The sequence below is a fragment of the Bremerella volcania genome (assembly GCF_007748115.1).
Classification (GTDB): domain Bacteria; phylum Planctomycetota; class Planctomycetia; order Pirellulales; family Pirellulaceae; genus Bremerella; species Bremerella volcania.
Window position 1 is genome coordinate 4,283,113 of sequence record NZ_CP036289.1, and the last position, 14,631, is coordinate 4,297,743.

Consider the following 14,631-nt stretch of genomic DNA (forward strand, 5'->3'; position numbering starts at 1 on the left):
AATCCGCCTGACCAGGACGTAGTTCACCAAGTCTTATTTCCTGGCCGACAGCAAGCACCCATCCGACGTGGCCGAATCATCGACAACGACGCCGAGCCGATCAGCCGCGGCACTTCGCCCACCCTGGCCGTAACCAATCACCCGAACCACGAAAGCGAGAACCGAAATGATCCGACACCAACGTCGGCGCCGAGGCCGGCCCAGTCCACAGGAAATGGCAATCGAATTTTTTCCCCGGCTCGATCCTACGATTTTCCGAACTGAGTTCCGGAACAAATCCAATGGTGCGATGCGTCGTGATTGGGCATATCGCACCGACGACGGGCAAGTCGTGCGTGCTGATCGCGTGGCATTATCCCGAGATCTTTGGCCGTTCCTGCATGGTCGAGGTTATCGACCGACGAAAGCCGTTGTTACGTCCGTGATTTCGGCCCTGGCAAAGATCGTTGACCAGGAAAAAACCACTGTCTGACGATTCAGCAGCCTTCCTCGGGGCTGCTTTCCCAAGATTTCAAATCCCCAAAACGCTACCCAATAGAAACCATGATTCGACATCTAAGGCACCAGAAACGCGTTGTGACGCACTTAAAACGATTCGAAGTGTATCCGGTCGCCCATGCCTTAGATAACGCATTACAGACGCCCACAGAGCTTCGAAGGTTTCGCGAGAACTAGAACACCTTTCGCTGGCTGATTTGTAGGCCGGCATTTTTTTGACCCTCCATTTACGGAGCACTAGCGATGAATTTTGACCACAAAGATTTTTTCGTGAGCGATGGCTACAGCGAGGAAGCCACGATCGCAGCCGCCAAGGGCATCCATGGTGAGCTTCGGTTTCGATATCGTCCGATGCTGCACAACCAGCGCGAGAAGTGGGCCGAAGATCTCCAACGCACCCACCAGGGCGAGACAAGCAACGTCATGGCCAAGGCGATTGGTGAGCATCTTCTCACCTGGTCGCTGCCGATCGATGTCAAACCGGACCTACTGCGAACGCTACGGCCCCAGCTGCTGGACAAGATCTATTCCACCATCGCCGGCTATCGACCGTCTGATAGTGCCGATGACAACGCCGGGTCATTCGATGAGGCAGCGGACCTAAAAAACTAATACAGGGCGTGTGGCTTATCGAGGAACACCCGGGCGCGGCGTCGATTGATTGTGACGACTGCGCGAAATGGATCTACGATCTTGAAACCGGGCAGAAGGCAACCGTACGAGTCGGGCCGGAACGCAAGGAAGAGTTCCAGCCCCGCCCGTCGGGAGTCCCGACACCTTGTAGCACATGCCCAAAAAAGAGCCCTGAGAATGCCAAGGAATGCACCCTCAGCAGAAAAAACTATCGGACGTACCAGTTTTGGCGAATGTGTAACGCGTCCCATTTTCACTACATGCCGGAACATCTGGCAAATGATCCAATCGTGGCACGCAACTTCGCCGCTCTGGCTGACGTACGGGTGCAGATTGACGAGAACCGTAGAAACAAACTCTTTCAATTCCTGCTTACAGGGAAGACGACCGAATGAGCGACCCATCAACCCAGCGACTAGTCAAGTATCAATTGACTATGGAGATGGCCCCGGATGCCGAGCAGAACGCCAAACGGTTTTCTGCCCTGATGGGGATGATCCAGAACGAAGCACTGAACCACGTAAAGAACTCTGCGAAGGCACGCGAGGAACGCGAAACGTCTGCCGTCGACAAGATCAATCAAGAGCACCGCAAGCAGCTTGGGGTCATGGAGGATATCCATACCAAGGCAACCCGCATGGTCGAGATTGCCGAGGAAGAGCGTACTCGGATCATCAAGCATGAAACCGAAAAGCAGACAGAGGCCCGCAAAACGGCCCTTGAAAAACTGGAAGAGCAACACCGCAAGCACGTCGACGGAATCCATCGATCGACACGGGAAATGCACGATTCGTTCCTGTCAGCCGGAGAAGGACTTGTTACGTTTGGCCGTGGCTTGGCTGAAATCGGCGTGGCCGGCGAAGAGGACATTGAAAAAATGCTGCGCGTGCTCATTCGCGTGCAAGCCGTAGTCGACGTCACTAAGGGTGGTATCGAGATCTACCGGGGTATTCGTTCGGCCGTCGATGCCTACCGCAATTCGGTACTTGCTGCAGCAGCTGCCGAGGAAGCTCTCAACCTGGCCAGGGCACGAGGGGGAACTCGAGCCGCGGCGAATCTGGGGCTGACCGGTCTGGGCACTACCGCCACAACGGTAGCCTCGGGAACGATCGGCACAACGGGCCTTGGTTCAACCCTGACGACGGCAATCGCCGGCCTGGGTACTACGCTAAGCGGTGCGATTCTTTCGATTCCTGGGGCTCTTGCGTTGGCAATCGCGGGTGTCGGTGCCGGTGGTGCGATGGCCTTCAACGTGGGCGGAATCCGAGACCGATCCGCAAACGCAATCGATCCTACCATGGTCGACCCCAATAGCATGATGGGCTCAATCGGCGGCAGCATGGACCGCATCGGCCAATTCGACACGCTGTTCTTCGGTGGATTGCCCATCAATCGGCTATCGATGTTCAACGGCCTGGAAGCCCTGCAGGACTCCGCCAAGGCTCGCCAGACGATTACCCAGCAGATGGAAGCCAAGCGGCAATCCTACTTGAGCGGTGAAGAGTTTGAGCAATTCCAGCGAGACAACAACGCACGGCAAAACCAGTTCGATCTACGGCGCCAACTTCGCCAGCTGGCCATTCAACGAGAACAGGAGATCGACGCACTTACCGGTGGGCCCAATCTGGAAACCGTCAGGGATCGTTTCGGCATCGCCCAACGTGACCTAAAAACCGCCCGGCAGCAGTTCTCCATGGCCGAATCGCTTGAACCTGGTCGCATGCAGCGAGAGGAACTTGTAAGGGCCCAGAATCAACTGGTTGAAGCTCACCAACGCGTCAAAGATCTTACCGAGCGTCGAATCCAACTTGAGCGGGAAGCGGGGCAGGAATCGATTGCGGCCGCAAGGGCACGCAGTAGCGAACTGCAGAAACAACTCGATCTTGCCAAGCAGCAACGCATGGAAGCCGAGAGCCGCTATCTATCGGCAAAAGAACGATTTGGCCAAATGGACGAAGTAAGCCAGCACAATGCCATCATGGCCATGCAGCGGGCCCAACGCCTGGGCATCGGCAGGGCCGGCGAATTGAGCAGAGACGAACGCATGATGCTGCGAAACATCGGCACCCAACAAGCCGAGCAGTTTGCCCGAGCAGGCGATACGGCAGCCGCCGAGATTGGTAATTTCGATCAGTTCTTCGGCACGATGGAACGCCAGGTTCTGAACCAGCTGGGCGACGGCTCCCCTGGTAACCGCAAGATCATTTCCGAGCTTCAGGCAAAGCTCGATATTGAGAGTCGCATCATTGTCGAGACGAAACTAGATGTCGAAAAGATAACCAAAACGGTTGTAGATGCTGCTACAAGTGATATTGATCACAAATTTGAACTAATGAATCAACAGATACGGCAAGACATAGAGCAGCAAGGATCTAACCGTTCCTCAATGTTTGGTGGTGGCCCCGGGCAAACGCGAGTCGGCGGTTAGTCTATTCCCTCATAAACATTAGGACAAAATCATGAACTTCTATAGACTTCTGAAAGATCGAGACAATTTGCCTGGGGGCCGATGTTCGCATGATAGCCATCCTCCCCCGCCTGCGAGACGGTTCGCCAACGGCACGGATGCCCGCGATGCTGAACGCTGCGGGTTAGCCAACGCGAGGGTAGAAAACGGGCAGTGGCCGTTATTGGCAGGGGGCTTGCTGCATTTCTGTTGGGAAATTTCGCTCTGCGCATTGGCTACCGCCACGCGCGTCAATTGTTTATTGCTGCAAGATCTTTGTTTTGTCTGTCGTCATGTCCTTTATAGCCAGAGGTTGACCAAGCTCATCGTAGAGCTTCATGAATGTTATTTCGCCATCTTCCATAATACCGCTGGCCTCAATAACGCCGTTACTGCGAAACCGTTTGAAACTTCCGCTCTTTTCGCCGCCGATAAGCTCAAATTCAGATTGAAGAGATCCGTTCTTGTGGAACAGTTTCAGGGGGCCTTCCTCGTGTCCATCAACAAAAATGGTTTCAGAAGCGGTGCCATTGGGAAATTCAGCACGCCACTTACCATTGGCAAGCCAGTCGTTTTTGCCCCGCTTTCCCTCCTGAAACCGAACCGTATACCCGTCTTCGTTGTGGGTGATGTTGTAGAGCATTTTTTTTGGTCGCTGCGTGTGGGCGTACTGATGACCCAAGAGAATGCCATCGATCCAGACAATATCCTCACGAACCCAAGCACCGGTGTCGAACGTCAGCACCGACGGAAAGGGGTACTCGATTCCATCGAACGTGTAGACATAGGCGCCGTCGCTGCGGATCTCTGGCGTGGGATGATCGGCGGTTTCACCCTGGCTGGTTTCACCTGGGGAGGGCTGGCCCGATGAATTGGAAGAGCAGCCGGCTATCACGGCCAGAAGGGCAACGAGCAGCGCGAACGGGAAACGGGGCATGGTCCTACCTTGAATGGGGTCAAGATGCGAGAGAAGCGAACCCCCTCAAATTAGATGGACTGACCACCCGATGCAAGCGAACGGCCGCAAATGCCATCAACAGCGGCATCAGTTTGCAGGGTGCCGGCGAATGCACGCGAAACCAGCCAGGAAGCAGCGATCGCTTGACGCATTCGGTCGCATCTGGGATTATTGGTGCTCCTGTTTTGGTTCGAAGGGCTTCGAAACCTGACGAAACAAACCGTTTAGCAACTTCAGGAAAACACCTAATGTTTGTACTTAATCAGTACAAAGGGCCAAAGGCCGAACCACCGTGCGCTTGTTCTATCGTTGATCCGTCATTGGACGGGGAGAGAAAGCAGCGCGTCCCGATGCTAACGGGATTTCGAAGCGGGGGTTCGGCCTTTCGCCGTTCTTGGATCGGCACTTGTGCACACGGATTGGGAAGTTCCTGCCAAACGGTTTCGGCGGTCGCTTCCTTTTTTCGTGCGCGGGTGCCGGCCATGGAAAGGCAAGTCACTATGACACAGCAGGACACGAACACGAATTCAGAGAAGCGAGAACGTAAGTATTTCGGAGACAAGGAGCTCGACGAAAACCACCGAGTTTTAACGGAGGGTGTGGCAATTGGTCGCTACGGCCTGGACACCTGTATGTATGACGAAGACGACAACCCCAAAGAAGAAACGCGGGGGCATATCTGGCGACTTGTTGCCGAACCAGATCATGACGGGTATCTCGATCGAGACGAAAGCCTAGAGCTGATCGTCGATATCCTCGACATCGACCAGCCAGTCGAGAAGGCAGCCTTTGAGCGAATCTATGCAGCTGCGGAAGAACTGAAGGCCCTGGGCAGGAAGATCGAGCTTGCCTACATCAAGGCCACCGGTGATATCGGACCACCACCGACGGTCGGCGATGACCTTCAAGCCAAGTACGATGCGGAATGGGGGCCTGAGATCATTCCCAACGTCCGCATTAAGCACAATCCCAAGTCCGGCCTGATCGATGACGACGGCAACAAGATCGAAGGCACGCGAGGCCATATCCACGATCTGGAATTCAACGACAAGGCACTGGACGAACGCGGGGGAATCTTCACCCTGGCCGATTACTTCGACGATCGAGACGCCCCCACGGTCAACGAGGCTGCCGCCAAGCGTATCTTGGAAGCGTCCGGCCAGCTGCGTGACACAGCCCTCGAGCTTGCACCACGCATGGCCGAACAGGTTTCCCGGCTCATGGTCGAGATCACCGGGCCCGATCAACCGCGATACGTCGTTGCCTTCAAAGATCCTCGTGTAGGGTTTGTCGAGAACCACAACCAGCGATCGACCGACGGCACAACGGCCCGCATTATCGAGCGTCCTACCCTGGCCGATGTCCCCAGCTTGGATTTCAACCAGGCGAAGGAGAAGGCCGGCGAAAGTGGAAACACCAGCAGCACGGCCCCTGATGGCCCAAACCAGTAACTGAGTATTCGTCCAGCGAATGGACTCGCGAGGGGTCAGGGAAGGCCCCTTTTTATTTCCTATTGCTGGCTGAATTGCCAAGCCAAACAGATGATAGCACCTGTCAGAACTACCGTAAGTAACGCCGCGAATTGAATCGCTTCCTGCAGTTTTTGAGGTAGCAACCGCCACAACAATACGAACTGATGGGCCATATCTTTGGCCATGGTTGATAGCATTCGCTCGAGCTGTTTTGCGATCATTGTTCAATGCTCCAATAGAGGGGAAAAGGATACAAACCTCATCGAATTCCATTGAAGGCAAAAGCCAACAAATCAACCAAAAATCAGGCAAGATCTCACTGAACGCCAGATAGCACTCCCAGAAAGGCACGGATGACACAGACAACCCAACCACGGAAAACCAAGCCAGATGGCCAAACCCAACAGCCCGAAGCCGAAATAGCACCTGGCGTTGTTGTTCGCTACGCCCCGCGGCTATGCGATCGGAACGAAGACGGAACGCCCAACCGGATCAGCCGTGGCCATCTGCATCGGGTGAAGGTTGGCGGCCGACTCGATCCAGGCGAGCCCCTACGTTTCCGGTTCGTGGTCGATGATCGAGACGGCCCCATTCCTCAGATCACAGCGGACAAGGTACGACGCGCGGCAATCGATCTCCTTCGCCTGGCTGACTTCCTGGCCGGCCTGCGACCGAACGCGTACCAGTGGAAGAAGCCGGCGAAAGCCAAACCCAAACGATGATCAACAACCGATAGCACCCTTTTCCCATGCGAGAGGACCACGACCATGGCAAGTATTCAGCAACGCGGGAAGGGCTCCTTCCTGATTCAGTTCTACGATAAAGACGGCCGCAAACGTGGCGTCTCTATCAGTCGATCAACCAAGAAGTTTGCCAATAATCTGGCGATGCACATTGAAGCCATCAACGGGGCGAACCGGTCAGGCCATCCGCTGGACGGATCTACCGCCCAGTGGCTTAGCGAGATCGGTGATACCCTGGCCGGCAAACTGGCAAAAGTGGACCTGATCAAACCCCGAAGCGTCAAAACCTTGGGGCAGTTCCTGAAGGAATACTTTGCCGAGCGTTCCGACTGGAAGCTATCCACCCAGATCAAGCACAACACGTCTCGCAATCATCTGCTTGCCCACATCGACGAAAGCACGCCTTTGCGAGAGATCACCGAGGCCCACGCCGATAGCTTTGTGCGGTATCTGAAGAACGATATCGAGACGATGAAAAGCACGGCAACCAGGTCTAAGGTACTCTCCAACGTGAAGGAGTATTTCCGCGCGGCAGTTCGGAAGCGTCTCATTTCGGCCAGCCCTTTCGCCGGGATCTCGTTGCCCAAGCAAGGTGCCGACCGCTACCACTACGTGACCCAGGACCAAGCCGGCAAAGTCCTGGAAGCCTGCCCCGATACGCAGTGGCGTTTGATATTCGCCTTGGCCCGCTATGGTGGCGTCCGAATCCCCAGCGAAATCAACGGCCTGGAATGGTCGCACGTGCTTTGGGATCAAAACAAGATCCTCATTCACTCACCCAAGACAGAGCACCACGACGGCAGGGATAAGCGACTGATTCCCATCTTCCCGGAGCTGCGACCGTTCCTGGATGACGCTTGGGAGATCGCCCAGGCCAAAGGCTACCGCTATCTGATCATGGCCACACGCAGCAGCGACGGGCTTTCCGCTGCCTATATCCGAAAGCGGATGCTCAAGATTATCGAGAAGTCCGGCACCCTGCCCTGACCAAAGCTTTTCCAGAATTGCCGATCGACCCGGCAGACCGAACTCGAGAACCAATATGCCAGCCACAAGGTTTGTGCTTGGATGGGCAACACCGAACGGATAGCCCGAAAGCATTACCTGCAGGTGACGGAAGACGACTTCCAAGAGGCGGCCGGCATCACAAAAGAGATCCAGGACGATCAGCCAAGCAAGGCCGGCAATCCTGAAATTGGAAAAGTGATGACACAACTGATGACGAAGATAGCGGATGATGACGGAAGCGAGGGGAAAGAATTACTCCTTCAACTGGCCAATCTCCTAGGTAATCCCGAGGAATCCGATTTCTTCCCGTCTATTCCTACTCTTCAAGTGGGCGATGAGGGGCTCGAACCCCCGACATCTTGCTTGTAAGGCAAGCGCTCTAGCCAACTGAGCTAATCGCCCTGGAATCGCACAATTTAACAATCGGACTTTCACTTCGTCAACATGACACCCGAATGGTGGGCGAAGGTGTGTTTAGTCGATAAAACCGACATATTTTACCGATGATGCTGGCCATTCCCCCTGGTAGACAACTTGTCTGGGTGACGATCTGATCGAATTCACGCATCATCCCGGAAAACATGCAAGACAACCGACTTCCGACTCCCATCTTGTGGCGGTCTAGTCGACTATAAAGGGTAGCGGTCGCTCGAAATGGCTGATTTGATCAGGAGCCCTCCTTGATTTACCTGCGAATTCTCATCCTCTCGCTGCACCTCATCCTGATGAACCTTGCTTCGGTCGGCCCACTTCTGTCGATTTGGCTCGACGCCCGATCGACGCGGCAGGAATGCCCAGAGATCGCTGCGGTTGGACGTACCGTCGGGTGGTGGTCGGTATTTGCCTTGGTTGTCGGGATCGTATTGGGCCTGATCCAGGGAATCCTGGTTTGGTCCCAGGGCAACGAAGCCTACTTTCGGGCCGTTGACAGCGTCTGGGACTCTAAGATCTTCTTTGGATTCTGGGAAATTGGTTTTTCCCTGGTCTGCACGATCGGTTATCTCCTCTGGTGGCAATTGGGAAAACGTGGCAGCCGCTGGCAGCGTTTTCTCTCACGTTTCCTCGCGATCCTGGCAGCGACCAATCTGCTGTATCACTTCCCAACTCTGTTTACGATTCTTGGGCTCATTGCACGAGGAGAAGTCGAAGTCGATTCGCCGGTCGATTCCGGCGAGTTTCGGTCGCTACTTGTCCACGGTGAAGTGATCTGGTTTACGCTTCATTTCTGGTTCGCTTCGTTCGCCGTCAGTGGTCTGGTTACGGGCATTTCATGCTTGAAAAAACTGCCTGAGGATACGCGGGAATCGACGGCCGGAATCGCGTTTACGATCGCTCTGGTTTCAACACTACTTCAAATTCCAGTCGGTTTTGTATTAACAACCACCTTGAATTCTGCTCAGCAATCGCGTTTGATGGGCGGTGATACCTTGTGTACCGCTATGTTCGCTCTGGGCGTAGGTTTGGCTTTCTGGCTGATGCATCTTCTGGCGGGGCTCGCCTTTTTTGATCGCAGCTGGCGAAAAGCGAACATGGCCCTGATGACACTCGCAGGAACGATTGTACTGATGACCGCGACGATGCTCCTGAGTCGTGGCGAACTTTAGCCTCGTGATGTTGGCCGTCATCATCGTTCCCAAGTCCAAGTTGAGTCACCTAAAGAAGAAGTCATTTCCATGAGTCTGGAAGTCATCGAAATTCGCGACCAGGCCACCGGCTCGTTCGCGAAGATTACCCCCGGGTTTGGATTCAATTGCTTTCAATTCGTCGCCAAGGTAGACCAGCAAGAGGTCAATGTCCTTTGGTCCACCGATGATTTCGTCGAAGGAACGGCACGCCCCTCAAGCAGTGGCATTCCGATTCTCTTTCCTTTCCCAGGTCGCCTGAAGGGCACCAAACTGATTTGGGAAGATCGCGAATTCTCGATTCCCGAAGGGGATGGACGAGGAAACGCAATTCACGGATTCGTCTTTAAGCGTGCCTGGCGCGTGATCGACAAGACCGAGTCGAAAGTTACCGCCGAGTTTCAAGCTTCTCAGGACGATGCGACCCTCTTGGAGCAATGGCCTGCCGATTTCAAGATCCAGGCAACCTACGAAATATCGGGGACAACTCTGACTGGTACCTATCGCGTCGAGAATCCCGGAACTAAGCCCCTTCCTTTTGGGCTCGGGACGCATCCTTACTTCCAAGTGCCCATTGGGGGCCCATCCGCGGACGAATGCGAAATTGTCGTACCGTTCACGTTCTCCTGGGAATTCAAAGACCAACTGGCCAGCGGCAATCAATTCAATCGTGACTCGGATCCATTCGATCCCCTGCTGTTCAAGAATACGCAGTTCGATAACGGCTTCGGCGGGCTCGAATGCGAGGATGGCGCCTGTACCACTTCGATTCACGACCCAGGATCAGGGCGAACCATCGAGCAGCAGTTCGACGATCAATTCGAATCGGTTGTGCTCTACAATCCAGGACATCGCCAGGCATTTTGCATCGAGCCGTACACGTGCATTCCCGATGCCTTTCAACTGCGTCGACAAGGTTACAACGGCGGCCTTCGTGTTCTGGCCGGAGGTGACGTCTTCGAGACGACCGTTCGCATTCGCGTGAAGTAGTCGGCATGCACTCAGCGCAAAAAAAGAGCCCCGCCAGCTGTGCGGGGCCCTTTTTTTGATTCACTTGGAGTTGAAATTTACTTTTCGTCTTCGATTTCAACGTCGGTGCCTTCAGCAGCTGGCAGCTTGCCGGCGGCGATCTTTTCGCCGAAGGTTTCGCCCGACTTGGACTTTTCCTTGGCGACCTTGTCCAAAGCGGCGAATATCTCTTCTTGGACCTTTTCTGGTTCGTCCTTACGACGCTTGGCACCGTAATCATCCTTGTCCAGCAATTCACCGAGAGCGACGCCATATTCGTTTCGGATCTTCTTGCTCTTACCGCCATGGCAAAGGTTGCACTTGGCTTCCTTGACGGCAGCAGCCAGTTCCTTTTCGGCGTCGGTGGAAGGCTCAGCAATGTTGTACTTCTCAACGAATGCGTCAGCAAAAGCCTTAACCGCATAAGCTGGGGTAGCATAGTAAGAGGAGGCAGCAACAACAGCCACCAAACACAACGCGAGTTTCTTCATTAATCGTCTCTCCAAGCAAAGTACACCCGCCGCCCAGTCCATTGGAATGCATACCGTCGCAGGTGGGATAATCGACGGCGGGAAGATGGTAGTTTACGTAGATCTCAACCTACCCTTCTAGTTAAGCTCGCCGAGATTAACGTGTCAAGCAAGCGAGATCATGAATAGGCGAAACCGGACTATTCTGTGAATTTCTTGTCGCATTCTTCTCAAATTCACATCGATACTTACGGCCTCGATTGGCAATTCGTTCGATTTTTTTCGAGAAAACCAGACTTCTTGCTAGCGGCGGGATGCTTTAAAAGCTTCTCGACCGTCGACTCAACAGTTCTCGCAAACCATCGCCGAATAGATTGAACCCCAGGATCGTCAGCGAAATGGCAATCCCAGGGGCAATCGCCGGCCAAACGGTCACGTGGAGTTCCCCCTTCGCCTCGACGAGCATCGACCCCCACTCTGCATTCGAAGGATCGCCTGCAATGCCGAGAAACGAAAGGCCAGCCACTTCCAGAATTGCGTGGCCCAGGCCCAGCGTCGCCAGCACCCAGATCGTTCCGCTGACGGCCGGCAGAAAAACAAACGCCACCAGGTAGAGTGGTGATGCTCCTGCCGCGATCGCGGCTTCGACATAGGCCGCATGCTTAAGCGATAGCATCTCGGCGCGGATCTGCCTGGCGAAGACCGGCACATTGATCAGTGCCACCGCCAAGATAACGGCCGTCCAGCCAGGCCGCATCGCCGCGATCACCAGAAAAGCAATCAGCAAACTGGGAAACGAAAGCCAAATATCGATCAGCCGCATCACCAGCATATCGGTTCGGCCCCCGCGATAACCGGCCAGCATTCCCAGGCCCACTCCCACGACCACCGCACAGCTGATCGAAGTGACGCTCGCGATCAGCGAAAGCCGCGAGCCGTAGAGCACCCGCGTGAGCACATCTTTTTCATTGGTATCGGTCCCCAGCCAATGCGCACCGCTGGGGGGTTGGTTCTTCCCATCGCGTTCATCGGGACCATAAGGTGCGATCAGCCCAGCAAAAATCGCGCAGAATACAAACGTAAAGATCAAGCCACCCCCTATCCACAAGCCTGGCACTTGAAAGAGCCGCCTGCGAATCGATGGCGCGGTAGTCGCGAGTTCGTAGGTAGCAGCACTCAACTTCGACTGGCCTCACGCAAACGAGGATCGAAGACGAGAAACAGCACGTCCAGCGTGAGATTCAACGTGACAAAGATGCCTGCCAGAACCAATGCACAAGCCTGCACGACGGAGTAGTCGTAGTCGCGAATGGCATCGACGACGTACCTGCCCAGGCCTGGCCAATTGAATACTGTTTCCGTCAGGATCGCCCCGGAAAGAAGCATTCCCAATTGAAAGCCTACGATGTTGAGCACTGAAAGAGACGCATTGGGAAACGCGTGCCGAACAATCACCCGAAGCAGACTGGCCCCTTTGGCCCGTGCCGTTCGCAAATAGTCGGCATCAAACACTTCCAGCATGCTGTTGCGCGTGACGCGGGAAACGACGGCCAAGGGAATCGTCGATAGGGCAATCGACGGCAATACCAGATGCCGGGCACTCAATGCGGCCAGTTGAAACTTGCCGGTCAGCAGCGATTCAAAGAAGTAAAACTCAGTGTGCAAGTCGTGAATCGTGCCTGGCGGTAGCCGACTGCCCGTTGGCATCGCTGGGAAGGCGGCGATCAAACAAATCGCCAGAAAGAAGACCGGAATACTCACCCCCAAGAGGGCAATCGCCATCGAGATCCAATCGGGCCAAGAGTTTCGCCATAGTGCGGCGATCGTCCCCACGACAACTCCAAGTGGGATCGCAATCAACATGGCAGCGAATGTCAGTTCCAGCGTGGCCGGCACGGCCTGGCTTAGGCGGGTACTGATCTTCTCACCAGGCCGAGCGAATGACTCACCCAGGTTGCCTTGAGCCATTTGCCCAGCAAAGGCGATCGCTTGCTGCCACAACGGCTTATTCCAGCCGCGTTCTTCCATTTCCTTTTCGATCTTCTCCGGCACGGCATGCTGACCGAACTGGGCAATAACCGGGTTGGCCGGAAGTGCGCGGACGGCGACAAAAATAGCCAAGACCGCGATCAACATCGTGACGACGGCCTGACCCAATCGCCGTACAAGCATCGCCAACACAATTACTGCTCCGCCATTCGAGCAGCTTTCAAGCGAACCTGGGACGAAGGATGCAGCTTGTATCCTTTCACAAAATCGCGTTGGGCAATTCGCACCGGCACATGAACCAGCGGCAACACCGGGGCGTCCTCGAAGATCAACTGCTGGGCCTGCTTGTAAAGCTGGGTCCGCTTTTCCTGATCGAGTTCAAACTGAGCCGCGTCCAAGAGCTTATCGACCTCTTCGTTCTTATACTGGCTCAGATTGTTTCCACCAATCTCGTTGATGTTATCCGAGTGCAGCAGCGTATGCAGAAAGTTATGCGGATCGGCAATATCGGCGCTCCAACCGCTGAGGCCCAGTTGATGTTCGCCTCGCGTCATTCGCTGAAAATGCTGACCGATATCGTTGGTGATGATTTCAATCTGAAACCCGACCTTCTCAAGCGCGTCTTTAATGAAGATTGCCGTCTGCCGAGGCTGCTGCATGTAAGGTCGCGGCTGGTCCATGACGAACAGTTCAAGTTTCAGCGGCAACGAAAACCCATACTTCTTGGATGCTTCTTCTAAAAGCTGTTTTGCTTTCTCCTGATCGACCTCGCGTCCTGGGACATCGTCGCTATGTCCCCACAGTGTCGGCGGCACCATCGTCTTCGCCTTCTGGGCATGCCCGGCATAGGCGACCTCGATCAAACGATCGCGGTCGATGGCATAGCAAATGGCCTGGCGAACCTCAGGCTTATCCAGCGGCGGCTTCTGCGTTTGCATGGTGAGATAGCCAATATTGATGCCTGGCGTCGACTGCACGACGACCCCAGGCGTCTTCTCTAACCCGTCGACTTCCGATGGGGGAAGATTGTCGGCAATATGAATTTCGGCTCGCTTGAGCTGCGTCACGCGAATCGAACTCTCTTCGCTCGGCAGAAAGACGACACGCTCGACGCCGGCCGGCTCTCCCCAATAGTCGTCGAAGCGTGACAACACGATTTCCTGCTTCGGTTTCCAATGCACGAATTGAAACGGGCCGGAACCTACCGGGTGACGCGTGAAATCGGCCCCATGCTTCTTCACGGCCGTGGGACTGACGATTCCTGACGGAAACATCGCGATGTTGGCCAGGAAGGTCGCTTGAGGCTGCTTCAGCGTGAACTTTACCGTCAGGTCATCGACCGCTTCTACTTTCTCGATCTGCGTGTAGCTCGAGTAGTAAGGGATGATGTTGTTGTGCACGTGGGGATGATCGGGATCCAGGATCCTCTCGAACGTGAACACGACCGCTTCCGCGTTGAGTGGGGTTCCATCATGGAACTTGACGTTGGGTCGCAATTTGAACGTCCACTCTTTCCCGTCGTCGCTCGTTTCCCAAGATTCCGCAACACCAGGAACCAGGTCGAGCGTCTCGTCGTCGTAGGCGACCAGCGGCTCAAAGATATTCACGATCACTTTGACCGATTCGCCAATATCGGTGTGAATCGGGTCCAGGGCATTCGCATCGCCACCCCGCCCGTAGATGAGCGTATCGGTAACCATCGGCGAACCGCCGCCGCAAGCGGTCAAAAAACCAAAACAGAAAAGAATACAGCTTGATTGAAAAGCTCTCGAAAATTCCATGCG

Annotated in this window: 13 protein-coding genes and 1 tRNA gene; 7 read left to right on the forward strand and 7 right to left on the reverse strand. The window is 54.9% G+C overall.

Features of this window, described 5'->3' with window-relative positions; translation table 11 throughout:
- Positions 1–741: 741 nt before the first annotated feature.
- A complete protein-coding gene (locus Pan97_RS16880) occupies positions 742–1,110 on the forward strand; it encodes a hypothetical protein (RefSeq protein ID WP_144974548.1) in 369 nt (122 codons plus the stop codon).
- 412 nt (positions 1,111–1,522) lie between these two features.
- A complete protein-coding gene (locus Pan97_RS16885; protein ID WP_144974549.1) occupies positions 1,523–3,559 on the forward strand; it encodes a coiled-coil domain-containing protein in 2,037 nt (678 codons plus the stop codon).
- Between the two features lie 277 nt (positions 3,560–3,836).
- On the opposite strand, the gene Pan97_RS16890 is transcribed toward Pan97_RS16885, so the two are convergent.
- Positions 3,837–4,514: a toxin-antitoxin system YwqK family antitoxin gene (locus Pan97_RS16890; protein ID WP_144974551.1), complete on the reverse strand. Its 678-nt coding sequence runs from the start codon at positions 4,512–4,514 to the stop codon at positions 3,837–3,839.
- A 521-nt stretch (positions 4,515–5,035) separates the two neighbouring features.
- On the opposite strand from Pan97_RS16890, the gene Pan97_RS16895 reads away from it, so the two are divergent.
- Positions 5,036–5,986, forward strand: a complete 951-nt coding sequence (locus tag Pan97_RS16895) for a hypothetical protein (RefSeq protein ID WP_144974553.1) — start codon at positions 5,036–5,038, stop codon at positions 5,984–5,986.
- A gap of 59 nt (positions 5,987–6,045) precedes the next feature.
- On the opposite strand, the gene Pan97_RS26690 is transcribed toward Pan97_RS16895, so the two are convergent.
- Positions 6,046–6,228: a hypothetical protein gene (locus Pan97_RS26690; RefSeq protein ID WP_206668900.1), complete on the reverse strand. Its 183-nt coding sequence runs from the start codon at positions 6,226–6,228 to the stop codon at positions 6,046–6,048.
- Between the two features lie 132 nt (positions 6,229–6,360).
- On the opposite strand from Pan97_RS26690, the gene Pan97_RS16900 reads away from it, so the two are divergent.
- Complete coding sequence (locus Pan97_RS16900) at positions 6,361–6,729, forward strand: hypothetical protein (RefSeq protein WP_144974555.1); 369 nt, start codon at positions 6,361–6,363, stop codon at positions 6,727–6,729.
- A 45-nt stretch (positions 6,730–6,774) separates the two neighbouring features.
- A complete protein-coding gene (locus Pan97_RS16905) occupies positions 6,775–7,737 on the forward strand; it encodes a tyrosine-type recombinase/integrase (protein WP_144974557.1) in 963 nt (320 codons plus the stop codon).
- A 349-nt stretch (positions 7,738–8,086) separates the two neighbouring features.
- Here the strand turns inward: Pan97_RS16905 and Pan97_RS16910 are convergent.
- Positions 8,087–8,160, reverse strand: a tRNA-Val gene (locus tag Pan97_RS16910).
- 278 nt (positions 8,161–8,438) lie between these two features.
- Between Pan97_RS16910 and Pan97_RS16915 the strand changes: the two genes are divergently transcribed.
- The gene (locus Pan97_RS16915; RefSeq protein ID WP_144974558.1) at positions 8,439–9,362 is read left to right on the forward strand and encodes a hypothetical protein; all 924 of its coding nucleotides are present in this window, start codon (positions 8,439–8,441) and stop codon (positions 9,360–9,362) included.
- A 69-nt stretch (positions 9,363–9,431) separates the two neighbouring features.
- Positions 9,432–10,370: an aldose 1-epimerase gene (locus tag Pan97_RS16920; protein ID WP_144974560.1), complete on the forward strand. Its 939-nt coding sequence runs from the start codon at positions 9,432–9,434 to the stop codon at positions 10,368–10,370.
- Between the two features lie 77 nt (positions 10,371–10,447).
- Here the strand turns inward: Pan97_RS16920 and Pan97_RS16925 are convergent, their stop codons facing one another.
- The 4 genes from Pan97_RS16925 to Pan97_RS16940 all read right to left on the reverse strand — a co-directional run bounded on the left by Pan97_RS16925 (position 10,448) and on the right by Pan97_RS16940 (position 14,628).
- Positions 10,448–10,879, reverse strand: coding sequence for a hypothetical protein (locus tag Pan97_RS16925; RefSeq protein ID WP_144974562.1), 432 nt, complete (start codon positions 10,877–10,879; stop codon positions 10,448–10,450).
- A 298-nt stretch (positions 10,880–11,177) separates the two neighbouring features.
- A complete protein-coding gene (locus Pan97_RS16930) occupies positions 11,178–12,038 on the reverse strand; it encodes an ABC transporter permease (RefSeq protein ID WP_196782128.1) in 861 nt (286 codons plus the stop codon).
- Complete coding sequence (locus Pan97_RS16935; RefSeq protein ID WP_241676431.1) at positions 12,035–13,030, reverse strand: ABC transporter permease; 996 nt, start codon at positions 13,028–13,030, stop codon at positions 12,035–12,037. The genes Pan97_RS16930 and Pan97_RS16935 overlap by 4 nt, the downstream gene beginning before the upstream one ends.
- 11 nt (positions 13,031–13,041) lie before the next feature.
- The gene (locus Pan97_RS16940; protein WP_196782130.1) at positions 13,042–14,628 is read right to left on the reverse strand and encodes an ABC transporter substrate-binding protein; all 1,587 of its coding nucleotides are present in this window, start codon (positions 14,626–14,628) and stop codon (positions 13,042–13,044) included.
- Between the last annotated feature and the right edge of the window lie 3 nt (positions 14,629–14,631).

Bases quoted from the DNA above. Each gene is read 5' to 3' on its own strand.
- Pan97_RS16925 (WP_144974562.1), bottom strand. From the start codon at position 10,879: ATGAAGAAACTCGCGTTGTGTTTGGTGGCTGTTGTTGCTGCCTCCTCT.
- Pan97_RS16920 (WP_144974560.1), top strand. From the start codon at position 9,432: ATGAGTCTGGAAGTCATCGAAATTCGCGACCAGGCCACCGGCTCGTTC.
- Pan97_RS16935 (WP_241676431.1), bottom strand. From the start codon at position 13,030: ATGCTTGTACGGCGATTGGGTCAGGCCGTCGTCACGATGTTGATCGCG.
- Pan97_RS16940 (WP_196782130.1), bottom strand. From the start codon at position 14,628: ATGGAATTTTCGAGAGCTTTTCAATCAAGCTGTATTCTTTTCTGTTTT.
- Pan97_RS26690 (WP_206668900.1), bottom strand. From the start codon at position 6,228: ATGATCGCAAAACAGCTCGAGCGAATGCTATCAACCATGGCCAAAGAT.
- Pan97_RS16885 (WP_144974549.1), top strand. From the start codon at position 1,523: ATGAGCGACCCATCAACCCAGCGACTAGTCAAGTATCAATTGACTATG.
- Pan97_RS16890 (WP_144974551.1), bottom strand. From the start codon at position 4,514: ATGCCCCGTTTCCCGTTCGCGCTGCTCGTTGCCCTTCTGGCCGTGATA.
- Pan97_RS16905 (WP_144974557.1), top strand. From the start codon at position 6,775: ATGGCAAGTATTCAGCAACGCGGGAAGGGCTCCTTCCTGATTCAGTTC.
- Pan97_RS16900 (WP_144974555.1), top strand. From the start codon at position 6,361: ATGACACAGACAACCCAACCACGGAAAACCAAGCCAGATGGCCAAACC.
- Pan97_RS16880 (WP_144974548.1), top strand. From the start codon at position 742: ATGAATTTTGACCACAAAGATTTTTTCGTGAGCGATGGCTACAGCGAG.
- Pan97_RS16895 (WP_144974553.1), top strand. From the start codon at position 5,036: ATGACACAGCAGGACACGAACACGAATTCAGAGAAGCGAGAACGTAAG.